This is a genomic window from Actinomycetota bacterium (assembly GCA_035759705.1).
Lineage (GTDB): Bacteria > Actinomycetota > CADDZG01 > JAHWKV01 > JAHWKV01 > JAJCYE01.
Genome location: DASTUJ010000198.1, coordinates 1 through 18,457, shown reverse-complemented (window position 1 = coordinate 18,457; position 18,457 = coordinate 1). Strand labels below are relative to the sequence as shown.

Here is an 18,457-nt window from a genome sequence, read left to right as displayed (position 1 = left end):
TCCATGTGCCACAGCAACCACCCTGCGGTGGTGTCAGGGAGTTGGTTCTGCTCGTCGGGCCACTCGGGGAAGGCCGCACCGTCCCGCATTGTCAGGCCGACGGCGTTGGAGGAGGGCTTCCAATGGATGAGCTCATCGGTCAGGGCTGGGAAATAGTATTCGGTGGCCAGCATCCAGGGGATCTCCAGCTGCTGCAGGAGAGTCTTTCGCATTACGGACCTTGGGGGAGGCCGACCAGCCCGGAGGTGCGATCCCAGAGCGCCTCGGCCAGTTGCTCGTCGCTCGCCTGGCGGGCTTGCATGCCGAATGCCTTCATTCGGTGGAAGTAGGTGCCGCTGGGCTGATCGATGGCGTCCGACCCGGCGAGGTGGACCAGCGGTTCTGCGCCCTTTTCGCTGCTGATGCCGTAGTTGCCCTTGGTCATCAGTTTGGTCAGACGCATCGGCTCCCACCCCGAGCCGAAGTCGCTCCGGACGAAGCCCGGGTGGAAGGAGTAGGCGGGGACCGTCGACCGCTTCGCCAGCTCACGGATGAACAGGTTCGTCATCAGCTTGGCGGTCGAGTAGGCGAACCAGCCGAACATCCAGCGCCGCTTTGACCAGTTGAGGTCGTCGAGTACCACCCGGCCGTACCGGTTGGCGACGCTCGAGGTGGAGACAACCCGCCCACCGCTCTCCGCAAGCCGGGGCAACAGCAGCCGGGTCAGCAGATACGGGGAAAGGTAATTGGACTGAAGGGTGCGCTCGAAGCCGTCCACCGTGAGCTCGCGCCGGGCTACCACGCCTCCGGCATTGTTCGCCAGAACATCGATCCGTGGGTGCTCGGCGAGGAGGGTGGCGGCAAGCCGATGAACATCGTCGAGCACGTCGAAGTCGCAGATGTAGGGTCCGCAGCCGGTCAGTTCGGCCACCGCCTCCGTGCGTTCCGGGTTCCGCCCGACCACCGCGACCCGGGCGCCCTGTTCGGCCAGGGCGATCGCGGCCACTCGGCCGATGCCGCTGGAGGCTCCGGTGAGGACGATGGTTCTAGCTTCGGTCATCAATTGTCAAAATGTGGTGGAGCCGAGGGGATTCGAACCCCTGGCCTCTGCATTGCGAACGCAGCGCTCTACCGACTGAGCTACGGCCCCAGAAGGCCAATTGTAGCCGGGGGTCAGGCGGGGTCGCGCCTGCCTTCGCCGAGAGCGGTGATCAACCCCTGCTGGATGATCGTCGTGGACAGGTCGCCCCGGGTCCGCTCGATGATCGAGCGGGCCACATCGGTGGTCCGCCTGAGACCCCCGGTCATGGCGTCGGGGTAGTCCATGGTGCTGAGCAGGTAGTAGATCTCGTCCATGGCGTTCATGAGCGTCTCCGCCCGCTGCAGGTCTCCCCGCCGCAGCAGGTCCAGGATGTGCCGGCGCAGCTCGCCGATGGCCTCGCCCATCCCGTTCAGATAAGCCGCCGCCTCAACCCCGACCTCCTCCGGACCGGGCAGCGGCTGATCGAAGACCAGCGCGTAGGTCAGGCGGGCCTCGGCGTGCTCCTTGGAGGCGTCGTGGAAGAAGCCGGCGTGGTGCACGTCGGGGTGGTCGGTCATGGCCGCCGCCGCCTGGTCCAGAAGCCTGCGGCCTTCGGCAAGTAGGCGTTGCGCCTCCTCGCCGTCCCCGCGGTGGGTCGCCCGGATGGAGTTGGCCGACAGCCGGATGGTCTTGCGGCACAGGGGCAGGCCCTGTTCCCGGGAGTCGTTCTTGGCGTCGAGATTGCTGCGAAGGGTGCTGCTGATGGAGTCCAGGTTCATACCTGGATTATGGACCAGCGGGGAAGAGGCTAGTACCGGCCGGCCTGCGCCCAGCCCAGTTCGCTCAAACCGTCGTCGTCGGCCAGGACCTCGTCGGAGATCAGGTAGACCGGGCGGATCCCGTTGTGGAGAACCCGAACCGGAGGGGTGGGCTCAATCCGAAGGACCGTCGGGATGTCGTCGACCGGCCGGAAGCGCTCCTGGCGTTCCTGCGGCACCGCGGGCCGGTAGGGCTTCTTGTTCTTCTCGTTGATCAAAAAGGCGGCGAAGCCGGCGAGGCCGAGGAACAGCGCCCCGCTGACCCAGAGCATGAACCGGAGCCCCGGGACCAAGCCGGCGGGAAGGCTGAAGGCGAGTGCGGCGAGCATGCCGCAGAAGATGCGCCGCCGCATGAAGATGACCTCGGTTTGAGCCGTGACCGTCTCTTCCAGCGGGTTGCGCGGCGTCAGCACCCAGCGGCCGCCCATGTTGGGGGCCTCGTGGTTGGAGCTCAGGGCGCGCATGCTGCGGTTGAAAGTGCCAACGCTCACCGAAACCGACGAGTTTTCTTTGGCTTTAAGCAGCACCGGCAGTAGAACGACCGCCCAGAGAACAGCAAGTAGAGCTACGAGTACCCCAGTCATGGCGCAACCTCAGTCCGTGCTCGTACACAACATCTGCGATTAGCGGGAAAATAACACTGCACATGTTGTGGTTCACGGATTTCTACCGCGGTATTTGTGTTTTGAGTGAAGAAAAAACTACATCCGTGTAATTTAGCTGCGGTAGGCGAGTGGGGCAGACGTGAGACCGGATGATTCCGAGGTTTGGTTGGGGCAACGCTCAGTTGTGTATAGAGGGTGCTCCGATGCCGCATCTGTAGCCTCTCGCCAGGGGGAAGTGGCGGTGAAAGGTTCCTGCGGGGAAGCGCTGACGAACCTTATCAATCCCGCCCGGCGTTTCGAAAGTGCCAACCGGCGAGATCGCGAACAAAACTTTCGACCTCGCGAAACAATCTTCACGGAAGGCCCGATTCCGGACCGGGGATAGACTCGGAACACTTCTACGCACGTCGATCGGGGGACATCAATGCTCGCCATGAAGCCCGGAAACTCCTCAGCGGTTGCCGCAGAAGCGGACCTGCTGGTGGTTGCAGCGGCCGAGGGGATCGTTCTCCGGGACGCCGCGGCCGAGGTCGACGCCGCCCTGCACGGCGCCCTCCTGGCGCACCTCACGCAGGTCTCCGGCGGCAGTGGGGTCTTCGACGGCTCCCCGGGAAACGTCGTCACCTTTCCGACCTTCGGCCGGATCTCGTCCAAGGCGGTGATGGTCGTCGGACTGGGCGACGCCGGCCGGGTCGACGCGGAGGCGGTTCGCCGGGCGGCGGGTGTGGCGGCACGGAACTCCGGTGGATTCGCATCGGTCGTCCTCGACATAGGCGGTGGTGTCCAGGGTGGAGCTCGAGCCGCCGCAGAGGGATTTCAACTCGGCTCCTACAGCTTTGGGCGCTACCTGTCGAAGCAGCCCAAAGCCTCCGAGAGGCTGGTGGTCAGCGGCGCGACCAAAGCGGAGCTGAAGCTGGCGGAGACCTACTGCGAAGCCGCCCTCTGGGCCCGGGACCTGGTCAACGAGCCCCCGAGCGGCCGAGGGCCCGAGGTGGTGGCCGAGCAGGCGAAAGAGCGGGCGTCCAAGGCCGGTCTCAAGGTCAAGATCCTCGACGAGGCGGCACTGGCCAAGCTGGGCATGAACGGGATCCTCACCGTGGGCAGGGGGAGCGACTCCCCGCCCCGCCTGCTGATCCTCACCTACGAGCCCCGGGGTGCCAAGGGTTTCGTCGGCCTGATCGGCAAGGGCATCACCTTCGACTCCGGCGGCCTGTCGATCAAGAGTGGTGAGGGCATGGAGACCATGAAGATGGACTGCTCCGGCGGCGCCGCGGTGATTGCCGCTATGACGGCCCTCCCGGCTCTGGCCCCGAAGATCAAGGTGGTAGCGGCTGTCGCGCTGGCCGAGAATATGCCCGGCGGAAACGCGGTGAAGCCGGGCGACGTCATCCGCCACTACGGTGGACACACTTCCGAGGTGCTGAACACCGACGCCGAGGGCCGCCTCGTGCTGGCCGACGCACTCGCCTGGATGTCCGAGCAAAAACCCGATGCCATGGTGAACATCGCAACCCTTACCGGAGCGATGGCGGTTGCCCTGGGTACCCGGGTGGCCGGTGTCCTCTCAAATCGCCCGGAGCTGAGCGGCCAGCTGCTGGAGGCGTCGAAGCGCACCGGCGAGCCGCTGTGGGAGATGCCGCTGGTCGAGGACTACCGCAAGCTGATGAAGAGCACGGTGGCCGACATCAAGAACATCTCCGGGATCCGGCAGGGAGGCGCAATCACCGCCGGCCTGTTCCTGAAGGACTTCGTGGGCGAGACCCCCTGGGCCCACCTGGATATCGCAGGACCGGCCTGGGTAGACAAACCGGAGCACTACCTGTCCGCCGGAGCGACCGGCTACGGCACCCGCCTCCTGCTCGACTGGATCACCAGCCGGGCCGGATGATTCCCAACGTCTGGAGGGCCTCATGGAGATTGACGGACACCCCACCCAGGACATCGTCGACGAGCTGGTAAGGCGCGGGGCGACCGTAGTCCCCGGCGACTCGACCGGCCCGGAACCCAGCTCGGTGACCGGGACCGTGCCCCAGAAGGGCTATTGGTTGTACGTTTCAGATCAGACCTACGACACCGAGATCGATGAAGGCCCGCCCCTCATCAGCTAGCAGCAGAAAGGACATCGAATGACGAAGTGGGAGTACGCGTCCGTGCCGGTCATCCCCCATGTGGCCAAGGAGATCCTCGACAACTGGGGTGAGGACGGCTGGGAGCTGGTTTCGGTGTTCACCCCGCCCGACGTGGGCGGTGTGGTCGCTTACTTCAAGCGCCCGAAGGAGTAGCTACTCGCGGGACCAGCCCCCGCTTTTGCCGCCGACCTTGTTGACCAGCTCGACGTTGGTGATGCGGATCCCCTTGTCGACCGCCTTGCACATGTCGTAGATCGTCAGCGCCGCCACGGCGGCGGCGGTCAACGCCTCCATTTCCACGCCCGTCCGGTCCGCGGTCTTGACTTCGGTCACGATTCGGACGCCCGCATCTTCGAGCGTGAGGTCCACCTTGATCCCGGTCAGGGCAAGCGGGTGGCACAGCGGAATCAGCTCGGACGTCTTCTTGGCCGCCATGATTCCCGCCACCCGGGCGACGCCCAGCACGGCGGTCTCGTCGCCCTTCTTCAAACTCCCGCCGCGCACGGTGGCGACGGTTTCGGGGTTCATCGCGACAAAAGCCGTTGCTGTGGCCTCCCTAACGGTTGTGCTCTTCTCCGAGACGTCGACCATCGTCGCCTTGCCCTCGGCGTCGACGTGGGAGAGCTTGGCTTCGGGATCAGACATGGCTGGAAAGCGCCTGGATCTCCGCCAGGTACTCCCGGAACGCCGGGCCGAGCTCCGGGTGCTCGAAGGCCAGGGCGGCGGTTGCCTGCAGGTATCCCTGCTTGGTCCCGGCGTCCCACCGGCGGCCCCGGTAGCGCCGGGCCATCAGCCGGCCTTCGCCGGCCATGACCTCGAGGGCGTCGGTCAGCTGGATCTCTCCGCCGGCGCCCGGCTTTACGTGCTCCAGGATGTCCATGACCTGCGGGTCCAGGACGTAGCGGCCGATCAGCGCCAGGTCGGACGGTGCAACCGAGGGGTCCGGCTTCTCGACCAGGGCCAGCACCTTCATCGCATCGGTGTCCGAGGGTTCGGGGTCGATGGAGCCGTAGGAGCCGATGGTTTCGTGGGGGACCTCGTCGACCGCGATCACGCTTTTTCCCGTCTGCTCGTAGGTGGCGATCATGTCGGACAGGAAGTTGTCCCCCGGGTCGAGGAGCTCGTCGGGCAGCAGGACCACGAAGGCGTCGTCGTGGACGTGCTCCCGGGCGACCCAGACTGCGTGGCCCAGCCCGAGCGGCTCGTCCTGGGTGACCGAGAAGATGTGAGCCAGGTTGTTCAGCTGCTGGATCTCCTCCAACAGATCGTGCTTCGCCTTGTCCTTCAGGGCGCTTTCGAGTTTGGCGTTGGAGTGAAAATGGTGGCTTACCGCCTCCTTGCCCTCGGAGGTGACGATGCAGATGTTGGTGATCCCGGCGCGTACCAGCTCCTCGACGGCGTACTGGATAACCGGCTTGTCCACCACCGTCACCAGCTCTTTGGGAACCACCTTGGAGGCGGGGAGGAACCGGGTGCCCATTCCGGCCGCGGGGATGATGGCTGTCTGGACGGGCATAGGTCGATGGTACCCGCTATTGCTCCGGGTTATGGGCGACGACCCGGTTTTTGCCCTGGGCTTTGGCTTGCAGCAGGGCCAGGTCGGCGGCCTTGAATATCGAGGCGAAGTCGGTGCCGCCGGAGGGGTAGGAGGCGACGCCGGCGGAGATCGTCACCGACAGGGGGTCGGGGGTCATCTCCGTAATGAACGGGGATCCTGCGATCACCTGCCGCAGCTTCTCGGCGGCGTTCAACCCACCGGCCTCGTCGGTCTCGGAGAGCAGCAGCTCGAACTCCTCGCCCCCGTAGCGGGCGAACATGTCGACGTCACGGATGGTCGACCTCACCCGCTGGGCCAGCTCGATCAGCACGAAGTCCCCGATCTGGTGGCCGTAGGTGTTGTTGAACTTCCGGAAGTCGTCGATGTCCAGGATGATCAGCGAGAAGGGGCGGCCGAAGCGCTGTGCCCGGTCGATCTCTCGGGCGAACTGGATCTGGAACCACCGGTGGTTCCAGATGCCGGTTTTGCCGTCCATGATCGCCATCCGCTCCGCCTCCTGGTGGAGCAGGACGTTCTCTATGGCCACGCCGGCCTGGTCGGTGAGCGACAGGATCGTCCGCAGGTCGGCTTCGGTGAAGTTGCCCTGCGCCTTGTCGTAGAAGTTCAGCACCGCCAGGACCCGGTCGTGGGAGATCAGCGGCACGGACAGCTGGGTGTGGACCTCGGGCTCGCTTGCGTGGCGCTCCGGCGGGTCGGCGGAGCCGGGCAACAGGATCGGCGTGCCGGTGGAGGCGACGTGCCCCGAGATCCCCTGGCCGACCTCCAGCTTGAACCCGGGGGTATCGAGGTTGCGGGTGACGCCGGTCATCAGGGTTCCCGAGCCCTTGCGGAGCATCAGCAGGCCGCTGCGGGCGCCGATGGTCTCCATGCCGGTTTCGAGGGCGATCTCGAGCATCCGGTCAAGGTTGTGGGTCGCCCGGAGGGCCTCCCCGAACCGGGTGTGGGCCCGGGCCAGGGCCTCGTTGTACTCCCGGAGCTGGACGATCTGCGCCTTCATCGTGGCGGAGATCTGGTCCAGTGCGCCCGCCAGCCGGCGGAGGTCGCCTGAGGCCGGTGCGTCGATCTCCCGGTCGTAAAGGCCGGCAGCAATTGCCTCGGCGTCGTCGGCGAGTTTTTTGAGTTCGATCGACGGGTCGACTTCGGACATTGGCAAGCCCCTCTACCGGCGGTGAACCATCGACGTGGTCATAGCGTGAAGGAGCTCCTGGAGCGGACAACAGTCCGACTAGATTACGTCGCTCGGCTACTCAAGGCTCTGACATACTATTGAACAGCAGTTACCTCCACGAGAATCAGGAATCTCCCTTGCCTACTTACGAATACCTGTGTACCGAATGCGGCGACCGCAAAGAGGTTGTCCAGTCGTTCACCGAGCCTTCCCTCACCACGTGCGAGGTGTGCGGAGGCAAGCTGCGCAAGGTGATCTTCCCGGTGGGCATACAGTTCAAGGGCTCCGGCTTCTACTCCACGGACCGGCGGGCCAGCCAGCCGATGTCCCGCGCCGGCAAGCAGGACGCCAAGGGCGAGGCGAAAGAGGCCAAGGACTCCAAGGACGCCAAGAGCGAGCCGTCCTCCGACTCCAAGTCCGAGACCACGTCGGAAACCAAGACCGACTCGAAGAAGTCCGACTCAGGCTCCGGCTCCAAGGACTCCGGGTCCTCGACTAAGAAGGCAGTGGAAAAGTCCGCTTAAGGGTCTTTTCAGCGGTTTTTCGCTCCACTAGGATTTCAGGCACTTCCCCGCACTTCCCCTGACCTTGATCCGCGTCGATCTCGAAGGGGGCCGGGATGACCACTCTTGTACTCAACCGCCGCAGGACCTCGCGTTGGAGCCTGCTCGCCATGCTGGCTGCGTTAGTCACCGCGCTGGCCGTCTACTCCTACCTGTCGTATCTGAGGGCCCAAATTCCGCTCTCCGGCCGGATGGTCCCGATGGTGGTGGCGGCCACCGACATCGACTCGGGGGTGGTGGTCACGGCGGCGATGCTGGAGATCGAGAGCTTCCCCGAAAGGTACCTGCCCGAAGAGGCCCTGAGCAGCTCGGAGGCGGCCGTCGGCCGGGTGGCGGCGGTGCCGATCCTGGAGGGGGAGCCGGTCACCTCCCGCCGGCTCGGAAGCGACGGCGGATCGTCGTCGGTGGTCCCCGACGGCATGCGCGCTTATTCGCTCAGTCCCGACACCCTGGACGGCCTGGCTCTGGCGCCCAAGGCCGGGGACCGGGTCGACGTCCTGGCGACCTTCGCCCGGGAGGGCGGCAACGCCGAGACCGTGACCGTCATCAAGGCCGCCAAGGTGGCGTCGGTCGGAGGGTCCAAGAGCTCATCGGGCGTGGCTTCGCAGCTCGGAGTGGGGGGCGGGAAGGGCGGCATCACACTGCTGCTAACCCCGGAACAGTCGGAGGCCTTGGCCCAATCTGAGGCGCTGGGAAAGATCGCCCTGGTGCTGGCGCCGAACGCCGGTTAGGCGTTCGGGTCCCGGTCGAAGGCGCCCGGTCCCTGCTGGGTCGGCACGACCGCCGGGTCGGTGGTGTTGCTCGGCTCGGGCGTCGGTGACGGCAGGCCCTTCAGCTCCCTGACGCTGGCGGCGACCTGTTCGAGGACCTCCTTGTTGTCCTCGAACTCCGAGGCGAGGCTCCAGGTGACCACCTTCAGGAAGCGGTCGGGCGTCTCGGCGAAGGTGAAGAGGTAGACCACCTCGATCTGGTCGAAGAAACCCTTGAGCTGGTACTGGACGGCGTCCTTGCCGTCGACCTGGACCTTCTTGGGCGCCGACAGACTGGCCAGCCCGAGACGGGTAACCAGTTGCTCCATCTGCACGTCGGCGAACCGCTCCAGGGTGTAGTCCTTCAGCGGCTTGCGGGGGTCCTCGATAACCATCCCGTACGCTTCGGTGTCCGGGTCGCGGGCCTGGACCGCGGCGTCCGGGTTCAGCTCGGAGGCTGCCCAGTGTTCGGGGACCTGGAACTGCAGTGCGCCGTCGGTGCTGGTCAGCGCCTTGAATCCGGACGCCTTGCTCGGCGTGTCCTGGACGTTGCCGCTGCTGCAGGCTCCGAGAACCACCAGAAGCATAAGCAGGGCAATGGCTCGCATCGCCGCGGCGCGGCCGCAAGATATAAGAGGTGAAAGTGATTTCGTGGCGTCTACCCCGCTCGATGGGTGGTGTTTCCCATCTTAACAACAGCTCCGAAACGCCTTTAAGCGAGTGGAGAGGTCGCGACGCGTGGCACTAAAGCGCTTCGATGGAAAGCGGACATTGGCGACTCTCGGTTTTGTCGCCCTGACGGTCAGCTTTGGTGTTGCGATCCAGGGATTCAACTTGATGCTCCAGGATGTCGACTCAATCGCGACCGAATCTCAGCGATTCGTGGGAGACATTGGGAGGCGTCTCGCAGCGATAGGTTTAGCGGCCCTGGTGAGTTCCTTGGCGGCCCTTCTATTCCTGAGCGCAGAAACCAGGGACGATCACAGGTTTTCCATCTTCCTTGCTGTTGCGGCGTTGCTCGCATGCCTTGGTGGAGAGGCTGTGCTCACACCTCCGCTCTACGACTTGGGGCCGGAGATGGCGGCGATAGAAGCGTTTGAGCCGCCCCGGGAAGCCGTCGAGTCCGGCGCCACATTCCAGGAACCTTCCGAGTACCCGGAGATGTCTCGATCCTGGATGGTGCGAGGTTCTTCGGACGAAGTTGTCGAGCTGACTCGTCTGTCGCTCGAAAGGTGGGCTGACGACGGATCGTTCGAGAGGGCAAGCGAGCTGCCCAGCGCCTTTCGAGCTAAAAGGAACGGCGAGTTTGCCCTTGCGACGATTTCTGAGGCCGGTGTTGACCCTGCTACTAGACGCCTCACCTTGAGAGTCAAGAGGGGTCGATTCCCGGATTTCTAAACGCTGACTATAAGCAATTCTTATTGCATCTATAAATCTAAGGTGGTAAAGTGAAACTCCGGAATTCAGTCCTAAGGGGGTTCACATGGCACTCAAGTACAGCTGCGCATCAGTAGGCGCCGACACCTGCGGCTTCAAGACCACTGCTTCGGACAAGACGGACCTGGCACGCCAGCTAGCAAGTCACCTGGTGAACGTCCACAACGTGAAGACCCCCACCCAGACCATCGTTCGCTACCTCATCAAGACGGCAGAGCAGAACAGCGGCCTCCAGCAGGCCTAGCCCGGATCTGCGCAGAGGCCCCTGGGGAGGGGGCCTCTTTCGCGTCCGGCTGAGGGCGGGAGGTACGATAGGCGGCGCATCGTCAGGCGTGGATAACGGACGGAGTTAACCCTTGGCCCCACTTACCATCCCGGCCCTCCGGGGCTTCGTGAAGCTGGTCGACGAGGGCAGCTTCTCCGCCGCGGCAAAACGCCTGGGAGTGACCCAGCCGGCCATCAGCGCCCAGATCCGGACCCTCGAGGACCACTTCGGTACGAAGCTGATCGTGCGTTCGGGCCGTTCCTGGATTCCCACCGCTGCAGGCGAGCAGCTCTACCAGCATGCCGGCGAGCTCTCGACCGTGGCCGAGCGTCTCGAGGAGTCGATGTCCACCTTCGGGACCCTGCCGGCCGGGCGGTTGAACATCGGAGCCAGCACCGTGCCCGGGGAGTTCCTGCTGCCGAAGATCCTCAGCCCCTACTGCGAGAAGTACCCGGCCGTCCGGGTGTGCGTCCAGGTGGGGGACACCGCCCACATCGCCGACCAGCTTCTGCTCCGCCGGGTCGACATGGCGGTGATCGGGGCCGCGGTCGCGGTCGACCGGCTGGAGCTGATCCCGTTCGCCACCGACGAGCTGGTTTTGATCGCTTCGGCCCAGAACGAGCTGCACCAGAAGAAGTCGATCCACCGCGACGACCTGATCTTCCACCCCTGGGTCCTGCGGGAGCGCGGCTCGGGGACCCGGACCATGGTAAGTGAGGCGATGGCGGCAGTGGGGCTCGACCCGGAACGGCTCGGGGTGGTGCTGGAGCTCGGGACCACCGAGTCGGTCAAGCGTGCGGTCAAGGCCAACGTGGGCCTGTCGTTCATCTCGACCTTTGCGCTGGAGCCAGGCGAAACCACCGGCGACGGTGAGTTGAGGGTTCTGAACGTTCCGGGACTGAAGGCCCAGCGGACCCTCTACCTGGCGGTGGAGAGGGGCCGCACCAGGCGCAACTCGGTAGATGCCCTATTGAGCTTTCTCAGCTCCAAAGAGGTTGCCGCCGAGCTGAAGAAACTGAAGTTCAAGCCGCCGAAGTCCTCCTAGCGTCCGGGCTCCGCCGCCCAAAGGCCGCCGGAGGGTAGATTGCGCATATCAATGGCGGAAGGACCGGGGGAAACCAACCATGAAGAACGTAGGCATCAACAAGATCATGTTCGGTATCGCTGCAGTTTGTTTCCTGCTCGCACTGCTTACCATCTCGCTGGGTAGCCTGAACCTGGTGACGCTGGGGCTGCTGTTCATTGCTCTGGGCCTGTTCCTTTAGGGACCAAGTGGCACGCATTCACCACGTTACGGTCACCGTCCCATCCGAGGACGACATCGCCGCCGGGCAGGCCTTCTACGAGCTGCTCGGCGGCGTCCCCTTGGTCCGGCCCCCGATGCTGGCGGCCGACACCCCGGGCTGCTGGCTGGGATTCGACGGCACCCAGGTCCACCTGATAGTCGGCGACGCCGAGCCGGGGCCCGCCCACATGGCAATCGACGTAGGCGACATGTACGACGCAGTCCTCGAGCGCCTCTCCGAAGCCGGGGTCGACCGCCGGGACGCTCGAAAGTCGTGGGGCGCCCGCCGCTGTTTCGTGAGGGACCCGGCGGGCAACCTGGTCGAGCTGTTCGAGGCGCCGCCCGACTCGATCGCCGAGAGGCCCGGAAAAGCCTAGTCCGGGATAAGACCTTCTTCGCTCAACAGCTCGCGGATCTCGTCGACTGTGGAGTCGGGACCCGGCAGCAGGAGGTCGGAGGGTCCCAGGAAGTCGTCCGCAACCGGCGTGCCCAGGCGTTTGACCGCCTCGAGGACCTTCTCCAGGCCTGCGTGAAGCGCCTCCTCGTCGTGCTGCTCGACCGGCCCGGTCAGGGCGTCGTCCAGCTCGTTGAGTTCCGCCATCGCCTCGTCGGGGACCTCGAACTGCCCGACTCCGAACACTCGAAGAATCAATTCGATCCCTCCGCTGCGGTCTTGGACTCAATGGCCGGGGCCTGCTCGTAGCCGAGCTCCTGCTTCAGGCGGTCGAGCTCAAGCTCCACGCCGGTCGTCTTGTTGTAGCTGTCGAGCTGAGCCTGGATCGGGTCGGACGGCGCCGACAGGTCCTCGAGCGCACCCGAGTTGATCATCTCGTCCAGGGCGCCGGCCCGGGCTCGCATCTGCTCGGTGCGGTCCTGCGCACGCTGCATCGCCATGCCCACGTCGCCCATCTCCTCGGAGATCCCAGTGACGGCCTCGTTGATGCGGGTCGAGGCCTCGGCGGCCGTGTAGGTGGCCTTGATGGTCTCCTTCTTGATGCGGAACGCGTCGACCTTGGTCTGCAGCCGGCGGGAGGCTTCGGAAAGCTTCTCCTCCTCGGCCTTCAACTGGTCGTGCTGGGCCTTGAGCTCGGTCAGCTGGCTGAGGATGCCCGCCCGCCGAGCGATGGCCTCCTTCGCCAGGTCCTCCCGGTTCTGGCCGAGCGCCTGCTTGGCCTGTGACTCCAGCTTCTCGCCGGACTCCCTCAGCGCCTGGGCCTGCAGCTCGACCCGCTTGCGGGAGGTGGCGACGTCGGATAGGCCGCGCCTCACCTTCTGCAGCAGCTCCAGCTGGCGTTCGTAGGAGTAGTCCAGCGTCTCCCGGGGGTCCTCCGCCCGGTCGAGTGCCTTGCTCGCTTTGGCCTTGAATATTGTCGATATACGACGCGAAATTCCCATCTATATTGCCTCCGATCGTCCCGCTTGGATGTGGGTCCTAGTCGCCGCCGAAGTCGCCCCCGCCGAAGTCGCCGAAACCTCCGCCTCCCCCGAAGTCGCCTCCGCCGAAACCGCCGAAGCCTCCTCCGCCGAAGTCGCCGAAACCTCCGTCACCACCTCCGCCGTCACCGCCGCCTCCATCCCAGCCGGAGTGGTAACCGCCGCCCCAGCCTCCGAACCCGCCGAGCATCTGGCCGATCAGAAGGCCCTGGAGCAGGCCGCCTCCGCCGAACCCGCCGAAGTAGCCTCCGGCCCACGGGCCGTAGTAGGCGGGTGCGTCCCAGTAGGGCATACGCTGCCCGGCGACCGTGACTTCACGGGAGTGCGGCGACTGACCCTGCTTGACGAGCCTGGCGTCCGCCTCGCAGGCGGGAACCTCTCGGGGGGCGCCGTGGTCCGGGGACCACATGACGTCCTCGACCGACGGGCCGTGCCGGGGGTCGAAGAAGCACAGTGCCCTGCGGGGGGCCGGCTCGCGTCCCTGAAGGCGGGCCTCCGAAGCGTCGATCGCGTAGCGGCCCTCGGTCAGCGCCTCGGTGACCTGCTGAAGATCCTGCGGGCGCTGCGCCCGGTCCAGGTTGCGGGTGGCCGTCTCGTAGTGGCCGAGTGCGGTCACGTACTCCTGCTTGGCCCTGGGGTCGGCATCCGGCATCTCGACCTGCAGGTCGAGGGCTCTCAGGTCGTCGCCCAGAGCGACCAGGTCCTCCATGGCCACCGCTTTTACCTCCTCCAGCTGACGGCGTTCCTCGGCCGCCCTTTGCTTCTTCTTCTTGCTCATGTTGTAGGCGACCGCGCCACCGCCGACCGCCAGCAGGGCGAGTGGGACAACGCCGAAGCCGCCGCCCCCGTCCTGGCCTCCGGAAGAACCGCCGCTTGCGGCTTCGCCCACGCCGGCGACGAAGTCGCTGAGCACTGCAGCCGCCCCGTTGCCCCGGTTTTGCTGAACCGCGTCGTTGGCGATGCCGGGTATCACTCCGCGCTCGAACTCGGTGCTGCCCGCCCTGAGCTCGGTCCCGGCGATGACCACGTAGGTCCCGCGTTCGCCCATGTTCTCGGCGATCTGGGTCAACAGGGCCTCGGTGCTGCCTCCGGCCTGGTTGCGGGCGCTTTCGGGGAGCACGGCGATGTAGATGGGACCGGCGTCGGCCTGCTCAATCTGCTCGCGAAGTTCGTCGGCCTCTGAATCGGATAGCTCACCCGAGGCGCCGGGGTCGACGAAGACCGGGTCCTGGCGCAGCGCCTCTATGACGCGGTCGGCCACGTCGGTTGTGGCGGTCTGACCCCAGGAGATACCCACCTGGAGAGCCATAAGGCAGCCGACAGCCGCTGCGAGGAGAAGGAACCGTCCGAAGCTTCGGGGCACGATGCACATCCTTCCGGTAGGTAACTCCAGTCTAAGGCTCATCGGGTCAAACCGACCCCCGGCCCCTTTATGGTTCCCCGCCTGCGCCGAGTTACTCCGGCCGGTGCAAACTGAACCGGTGAACCAGACCGGTGAGCACGGGTCGCAACGGGTCCGGTGGCTCGTTGTGCCCGCCGCCGGCGCCTACGCCTGGTGGGCGACTACCCTCAGGCCGTTCACCCACCCGGCTCTGGTCGTGACCCTTCTGACCGGAGCCCTGGTCGTCTTCTTCGGAGCCCGGAACCGAAAGGATCCAGCGCCGCCGGCTGCCGGCGTCGTGTGGTGGCTGGTTCTGTTTGCAGCCGCCGGGGCGTGGGAGCTGGCCGCCTTCGTGCAGCTGCCCCGGATCGGCCACCCCACCCTCAGCTCGCTGGCCAACCAGGTCTTCGACAGCCACGTCGTGCGTACGCTGGCGTTTGCCGGCTGGATGGCGGCAGGCTTTGGGATCGCCCGCCGGTGAGCCGGGAGCTGATCGTTGCCGGGTACGTGGTGCTGGCGCTCGCCGCCGCCGGCTTGGAGCTGGCAGCCCGGCTGACCGGCAAGCTTCCGACGCTGGGCGAGGCTGTCGCCACTGTCAACCGCAGCCTGACCGGACGGTGGCTGCTCCTGGCCGCGTGGATATGGGCCGGGTGGCACTTCTTCGTCAGGGCCAACTGGGGTTAGTTCTTCCGGGGCGCGTTTAGGATGATCGCATGACCCGAAACCAAGCAATCGTCCTGAGGGCCGCCGCCCTGTGGACGTTCTACGTCTGGATCACCCGCATCTGGAACATCGTGGAGGATTCGAGCACCTCCACCGCCTTCAAAGCGGTACACAGCATCCTGGCAGTGGTGTCGATCGCCTTCGCGATAGCCATCCTGGTGGTTGTCTCCAAGAACCGCAGAGGCGTCAAGGTCTAACCGGGGAGGTTTACCAGCCTCGGCTCCAGCCCGATCATCCGGTCCACCGCAGCCGCGCCCGGCCCCATGAGCACCAGGGCGATAGCGCCCGCCAGGAGCATCAGGTCAATCTCGGCCCCCGTTCCGCCTTCACCGATAAGCCCGGCGTCCATCTTCACCAGCAGGATCGTGCCGACCATTTCGAGTGCAAAGAGGACGGCAACCAGACGTGTGGCCAGGCCCAGGATCAGCAGGATGCCTCCGCCGACCTCCAGGAGCGGCACCACCCACTTCATCAGCTCGGGCAGGGGGACGTTGAGTGAGGTGAGAAAACCGCCGAAGCCGTCGACATCGTCGAACTTCGGCATGCCGTGGGCGATGAAGACGATGCCCATGGCGATCCTTAGAACGGTTCCGGCGTAGGGCGCCGAACGGGTGAGAAATGCGGGCTGTGCGAAGCGCATGCGATCTCCCTTCCGAAGAGTGTGCTTCGACCCTAGTCCCGCGATTTGGGGTTGCCGAGGGGGGTCAGCCAAAACTTAGGAGTTTCTAATCGTTCGGAGCCCTGGTCGCCGCCAGGCCCACCCCGACCAGGTCCTCCGGGCCGGCGGCGACGTCGATCGGGTCCGCCTTGTAGCGCCGGCGCTGCCGGATCTCCAGGCGCCGGGCGATGCGGCTCAGCGCAAAGTTGACCACGAGGAACATCAGAGCCACGACTATCAGGGCCTGCAGTTCGTTCTTGTAGAAGACCCCGGCGATCTGCCCGGTTCTCAGCAACTCCTCGTAGCCGATGACGAACCCCAACGAGGTGTCCTTCAGGAGCGTTACGAACTGGCTGACGATGGTGGGGGTCATCCGCCGGATGGACTGCGGCAGGATCACCAGCCTCATCGACTGGCCCCGGCGAAGGCCGATTGCCTCGGCCGCCTCGGTCTGGCCCCGGTCCAGCGACAGGATCCCGGCCCGGAAGATCTCACCGAGCACCGCCGAGTTGTACAGAACCAGCGCCAGGCAGACCGAAGCGAACCGCGTCAGCTCAATTCCCAGCTCGGGCAGGCCGAAGAACGAGAAGACGATCAGAAGAATCAGCGGGAACCCCCGGAAGAACTCGATGTAGGCACGGGTCACGGTCCGAATCAGCAGGATCGGGGAAAGCCTGCCCAGCGCCAGCACCATGCCGAAAAAGCAGGCCAGGATCAACGAGATTGCCGCGCTCTGCAGGGTCTGCACCAGGCCTCCGCCGAAGAAACCGAGAACCTCACGCTGGGTGAGGGGCTCCCACTTCGCCCAGGCGAGTTCGCCGGCGTCGGCAAACCGCTTCAGGGCTGCGAACAAGACCAGGCCGATCGCGATCAACGCCGCTACCGAGGCCATTTGGGCCCGCCGCCGGCCGCGGGGGCCGAGGACGTCGCCGAGCGCGGGGGCTACCACGGGATCCTCATCGTTTGATCGCCGACCTCTTCTCGATCCGGCCCACGATCCATCCGGCCGGAAGCGTCAGGAGCAGGTAGGCGATTGCAGTGCCGAGAAACACCAACAGCCCCTGCGCGGTGCTTGTGATGAGCCGTTTGCTGATGAAGGTCAGCTCGGCGACAGAGATCACCGAGGCTAACGAGGTGTTTTTTACGAGAGCGATGAACAGGTTGCCCAGGGGCGGCACCACCGACCGAAGGGCCTGCGGCATCACCACCAGAACCAGGGTCTGGCTGAAGGTGAGGCCGATCGCGCGGGAGGCCTCCGCCTGTCCCCGGGCGACCGTGTTGATGCCGGCGCGGATCGCTTCGCCCACAAAGGCGCCGGTGTACAGCGAAAAGATCAGAACCGCCGAGACGAACTCCGAGTAGACGATGCCGATGTCCGGGAAGCCGAAGTAGAACACCAGGAGCAGCACGAGCGGCGGGATGTTGCGGACGGTTTCCACGTAGAAAGCCCCGGCCGCCCGAAGGGGCGGCACGGGGCTCACACGAAACGCTGCAACCACCAGACCAATCACCAGGGCCCCGGCGAAGCTCGTCAGGGCCAGGGCGATCGTTAACCGGATTCCCGAACCAAACGAATCCAGGTTGTCGAGGAGAACCTCCATCTATCGACCGGTTCTGCTTGGGGCTCTCCTCGGCTGGTTTAGGTGGTGGGTGAAGCCGAAGGCGAAGCAGTTGCAGTTGCCGTCGGCGACGGTGATGCTGAGGTCGTGGCGGTCACCGTCGGGGTCGGCGCCGGCGAGGCGGTTCCGGTCGACGTGTAGCGGTCCACGGCGGGCGGCTCCGGTGCGTCGACTCCGGCCTCTCCTACCGTGCGTTCGAACGCCTCTTCCCACTCGCCGCTCTCGTAGGCCTCCTCGAGGGTGTCGTTCAGGAAGTCGCGGAACGCCTGGTCGCCCTTCTTCAGGCCGATGCCGTAGGGCTCGGAGGTGAAAGTCTCCTCGACGACCTTGAAGTCGTCGGGGTTGTCCCTCACCAGGCCCAGCAGGATCACGTTGTCGGTGGTCACTGCGTCGACCCGTCCTGCCTTCATCGCCTCGGCGCAGTCGGTGTAGCGCTCGAACGAGATCGAGGTGTCGGACTGGGGCGCCTGAGCCTGCACGTTCTTCAGGGACGTGGATCCCTGGACCGAGCAGACCTTCTTGCCGTTCAGGTCGGTGACGCTCTTGATGTCGTTGTTGTCCTTCATAACCATGATGTCCTGGCCGGCGATGAAGTAGGGGCCGGCAAAGTCCACGAGGTTCTTACGGGCGTCGTTGATGGTGTAGGTGGCGACGATCATGTCGACGCTGCCCTTCTGAATCTCAGCCTCACGGACCGCCGAAACGGTTTCGATGAAGTTGATCTTCTCGCCTGCATCCTCCAGGCTGCCGCCGAAGATGGCCTGGGCCACGATCTTGGCGATCTCTACGTCGAATCCTTCGATCTCGTCGTTGACGGGGTTCTTCTGGCCGAACAGCGGCTGGTCGAACTTGGTGCCGACGTTGATGGTGCCGCGCTCCTGGATGGCCGCCATCGTGGTGCCCTCGTCGAACTCCGGGGCCTCGGCGACTTCGGTTCCGGAACCGCTCGTCTCTTCGACGGCGGGGTCGTCCGAGGCGCAGGCGCCGGCCAAAAGGCCGAGGCATGCAACCATCGAAAGAAGTACTGCTTTTGTCCTGCTCATACGTTCTCCTCCTGAACTAGTG

The 18,457-nt window shown here is 65.3% G+C and carries 28 protein-coding genes and 1 tRNA gene; 13 read left to right on the top strand and 16 right to left on the bottom strand.

Annotated features, from left to right (window positions below; translation table 11 throughout):
* The 5 genes from VFV09_14055 to VFV09_14035 all read right to left on the bottom strand — a co-directional run.
* The coding region (locus VFV09_14055) for a DinB family protein (protein ID HEU4868832.1) at window positions 1–212 on the bottom strand (212 nt) is incomplete at its 3' end.
* Entirely contained in the window at window positions 212–1,039 is an 828-nt protein-coding gene (locus VFV09_14050) for an SDR family NAD(P)-dependent oxidoreductase (protein ID HEU4868831.1), read from the bottom strand. The genes VFV09_14055 and VFV09_14050, both read right to left, overlap by 1 nt.
* Before the next feature lie 14 nt (window positions 1,040–1,053).
* A tRNA-Ala gene (locus VFV09_14045) sits at window positions 1,054–1,129 on the bottom strand.
* Between the two features lie 23 nt (window positions 1,130–1,152).
* On the bottom strand, window positions 1,153–1,779 hold the full coding sequence (locus VFV09_14040; GenBank protein HEU4868830.1) for a haloacid dehalogenase: 627 nt from the start codon (window positions 1,777–1,779) through the stop codon (window positions 1,153–1,155).
* Between the two features lie 29 nt (window positions 1,780–1,808).
* On the bottom strand, window positions 1,809–2,309 hold the full coding sequence (locus tag VFV09_14035) for a hypothetical protein (protein ID HEU4868829.1): 501 nt from the start codon (window positions 2,307–2,309) through the stop codon (window positions 1,809–1,811).
* 538 nt (window positions 2,310–2,847) lie between these two features.
* On the opposite strand from VFV09_14035, the gene VFV09_14030 reads away from it, so the two are divergent.
* The 3 genes from VFV09_14030 to VFV09_14020 are packed head-to-tail and all read left to right on the top strand — an operon-like array spanning window position 2,848 to window position 4,705.
* The gene (locus VFV09_14030; GenBank protein ID HEU4868828.1) at window positions 2,848–4,311 is read left to right on the top strand and encodes a leucyl aminopeptidase; all 1,464 of its coding nucleotides are present in this window, start codon (window positions 2,848–2,850) and stop codon (window positions 4,309–4,311) included.
* A gap of 22 nt (window positions 4,312–4,333) precedes the next feature.
* Window positions 4,334–4,531: a hypothetical protein gene (locus tag VFV09_14025; GenBank protein HEU4868827.1), complete on the top strand. Its 198-nt coding sequence runs from the start codon at window positions 4,334–4,336 to the stop codon at window positions 4,529–4,531.
* Between the two features lie 18 nt (window positions 4,532–4,549).
* Complete coding sequence (locus VFV09_14020; protein ID HEU4868826.1) at window positions 4,550–4,705, top strand: DUF4177 domain-containing protein; 156 nt, start codon at window positions 4,550–4,552, stop codon at window positions 4,703–4,705.
* Here VFV09_14020 and moaC read toward each other — a convergent pair whose 3' ends face one another.
* From moaC to VFV09_14005, 3 genes are read right to left on the bottom strand one after another with little or no spacing between them, the layout of a single operon-like run.
* Window positions 4,706–5,197: a cyclic pyranopterin monophosphate synthase MoaC gene (moaC, locus tag VFV09_14015; protein ID HEU4868825.1), complete on the bottom strand. Its 492-nt coding sequence runs from the start codon at window positions 5,195–5,197 to the stop codon at window positions 4,706–4,708. It abuts the gene before it with no gap.
* Window positions 5,190–6,068 (bottom strand): UTP--glucose-1-phosphate uridylyltransferase, encoded by an 879-nt coding sequence (locus tag VFV09_14010; GenBank protein ID HEU4868824.1) that lies wholly within the window; start codon window positions 6,066–6,068, stop codon window positions 5,190–5,192. The genes moaC and VFV09_14010 overlap by 8 nt, the downstream gene beginning before the upstream one ends.
* Window positions 6,069–6,084: 16 nt before the next feature.
* Entirely contained in the window at window positions 6,085–7,257 is a 1,173-nt protein-coding gene (locus VFV09_14005; GenBank protein ID HEU4868823.1) for a sensor domain-containing diguanylate cyclase, read from the bottom strand.
* A gap of 158 nt (window positions 7,258–7,415) precedes the next feature.
* Between VFV09_14005 and VFV09_14000 the strand changes: the two genes are divergently transcribed.
* Both VFV09_14000 and cpaB read left to right on the top strand, forming a co-directional pair.
* Complete coding sequence (locus tag VFV09_14000) at window positions 7,416–7,802, top strand: FmdB family zinc ribbon protein (protein HEU4868822.1); 387 nt, start codon at window positions 7,416–7,418, stop codon at window positions 7,800–7,802.
* A gap of 95 nt (window positions 7,803–7,897) precedes the next feature.
* Window positions 7,898–8,572: a Flp pilus assembly protein CpaB gene (gene cpaB, locus VFV09_13995; GenBank protein HEU4868821.1), complete on the top strand. Its 675-nt coding sequence runs from the start codon at window positions 7,898–7,900 to the stop codon at window positions 8,570–8,572.
* Here the strand turns inward: cpaB and VFV09_13990 are convergent.
* Window positions 8,569–9,177: a hypothetical protein gene (locus tag VFV09_13990; GenBank protein ID HEU4868820.1), complete on the bottom strand. Its 609-nt coding sequence runs from the start codon at window positions 9,175–9,177 to the stop codon at window positions 8,569–8,571. The two genes, cpaB and VFV09_13990, sit on opposite strands and share 4 nt — an antisense overlap.
* A gap of 151 nt (window positions 9,178–9,328) precedes the next feature.
* Here VFV09_13990 and VFV09_13985 point away from each other — a divergent pair, with 151 nt between their 5' ends.
* The 5 genes from VFV09_13985 (at window position 9,329) to VFV09_13965 (ending at window position 11,954) form a co-directional block, all read left to right on the top strand.
* Window positions 9,329–9,988 (top strand): hypothetical protein, encoded by a 660-nt coding sequence (locus VFV09_13985; GenBank protein ID HEU4868819.1) that lies wholly within the window; start codon window positions 9,329–9,331, stop codon window positions 9,986–9,988.
* A gap of 85 nt (window positions 9,989–10,073) precedes the next feature.
* Entirely contained in the window at window positions 10,074–10,271 is a 198-nt protein-coding gene (locus tag VFV09_13980; GenBank protein ID HEU4868818.1) for a DUF1059 domain-containing protein, read from the top strand.
* 112 nt (window positions 10,272–10,383) lie between these two features.
* Window positions 10,384–11,337, top strand: a complete 954-nt coding sequence (locus VFV09_13975; GenBank protein ID HEU4868817.1) for a selenium metabolism-associated LysR family transcriptional regulator — start codon at window positions 10,384–10,386, stop codon at window positions 11,335–11,337.
* Between the two features lie 79 nt (window positions 11,338–11,416).
* Complete coding sequence (locus VFV09_13970) at window positions 11,417–11,557, top strand: hypothetical protein (GenBank protein HEU4868816.1); 141 nt, start codon at window positions 11,417–11,419, stop codon at window positions 11,555–11,557.
* Window positions 11,558–11,564: 7 nt separating this feature from the next.
* Window positions 11,565–11,954 carry a VOC family protein gene (locus VFV09_13965; protein ID HEU4868815.1) on the top strand — a complete coding sequence of 130 codons (390 nt, stop codon included), beginning with the start codon at window positions 11,565–11,567 and terminating at the stop codon, window positions 11,952–11,954.
* Here VFV09_13965 and VFV09_13960 read toward each other — a convergent pair.
* From VFV09_13960 to VFV09_13950, 3 genes are read right to left on the bottom strand one after another with little or no spacing between them, the layout of a single operon-like run.
* Window positions 11,951–12,229 carry a hypothetical protein gene (locus VFV09_13960; protein ID HEU4868814.1) on the bottom strand — a complete coding sequence of 93 codons (279 nt, stop codon included), beginning with the start codon at window positions 12,227–12,229 and terminating at the stop codon, window positions 11,951–11,953. The genes VFV09_13965 and VFV09_13960 overlap by 4 nt on opposite strands.
* On the bottom strand, window positions 12,226–12,972 hold the full coding sequence (locus VFV09_13955) for a PspA/IM30 family protein (GenBank protein HEU4868813.1): 747 nt from the start codon (window positions 12,970–12,972) through the stop codon (window positions 12,226–12,228). Before VFV09_13955 ends, VFV09_13960 begins: the two co-directional genes overlap by 4 nt.
* Before the next feature lie 37 nt (window positions 12,973–13,009).
* The gene (locus VFV09_13950) at window positions 13,010–14,374 is read right to left on the bottom strand and encodes a hypothetical protein (protein ID HEU4868812.1); all 1,365 of its coding nucleotides are present in this window, start codon (window positions 14,372–14,374) and stop codon (window positions 13,010–13,012) included.
* Between the two features lie 118 nt (window positions 14,375–14,492).
* On the opposite strand from VFV09_13950, the gene VFV09_13945 reads away from it, so the two are divergent.
* The 3 genes from VFV09_13945 to VFV09_13935 are packed head-to-tail and all read left to right on the top strand — an operon-like array spanning window position 14,493 to window position 15,312.
* Window positions 14,493–14,873: a hypothetical protein gene (locus VFV09_13945; protein ID HEU4868811.1), complete on the top strand. Its 381-nt coding sequence runs from the start codon at window positions 14,493–14,495 to the stop codon at window positions 14,871–14,873.
* Window positions 14,870–15,076: a DUF6186 family protein gene (locus VFV09_13940; protein HEU4868810.1), complete on the top strand. Its 207-nt coding sequence runs from the start codon at window positions 14,870–14,872 to the stop codon at window positions 15,074–15,076. Before VFV09_13945 ends, VFV09_13940 begins: the two co-directional genes overlap by 4 nt.
* 29 nt (window positions 15,077–15,105) lie before the next feature.
* A complete protein-coding gene (locus VFV09_13935) occupies window positions 15,106–15,312 on the top strand; it encodes a hypothetical protein (protein ID HEU4868809.1) in 207 nt (68 codons plus the stop codon).
* Here VFV09_13935 and VFV09_13930 read toward each other — a convergent pair.
* The 4 genes from VFV09_13930 to VFV09_13915 form a co-directional block, all read right to left on the bottom strand.
* The gene (locus VFV09_13930; protein ID HEU4868808.1) at window positions 15,309–15,755 is read right to left on the bottom strand and encodes a DoxX family protein; all 447 of its coding nucleotides are present in this window, start codon (window positions 15,753–15,755) and stop codon (window positions 15,309–15,311) included. The genes VFV09_13935 and VFV09_13930 overlap by 4 nt on opposite strands.
* An 85-nt stretch (window positions 15,756–15,840) precedes the next feature.
* Complete coding sequence (locus tag VFV09_13925) at window positions 15,841–16,722, bottom strand: amino acid ABC transporter permease (GenBank protein HEU4868807.1); 882 nt, start codon at window positions 16,720–16,722, stop codon at window positions 15,841–15,843.
* Window positions 16,723–16,729: 7 nt separating this feature from the next.
* The gene (locus tag VFV09_13920) at window positions 16,730–17,374 is read right to left on the bottom strand and encodes an amino acid ABC transporter permease (GenBank protein ID HEU4868806.1); all 645 of its coding nucleotides are present in this window, start codon (window positions 17,372–17,374) and stop codon (window positions 16,730–16,732) included.
* Between the two features lie 38 nt (window positions 17,375–17,412).
* On the bottom strand, window positions 17,413–18,435 hold the full coding sequence (locus tag VFV09_13915) for a glutamate ABC transporter substrate-binding protein (GenBank protein HEU4868805.1): 1,023 nt from the start codon (window positions 18,433–18,435) through the stop codon (window positions 17,413–17,415).
* Window positions 18,436–18,457: the final 22 nt, after the last annotated feature.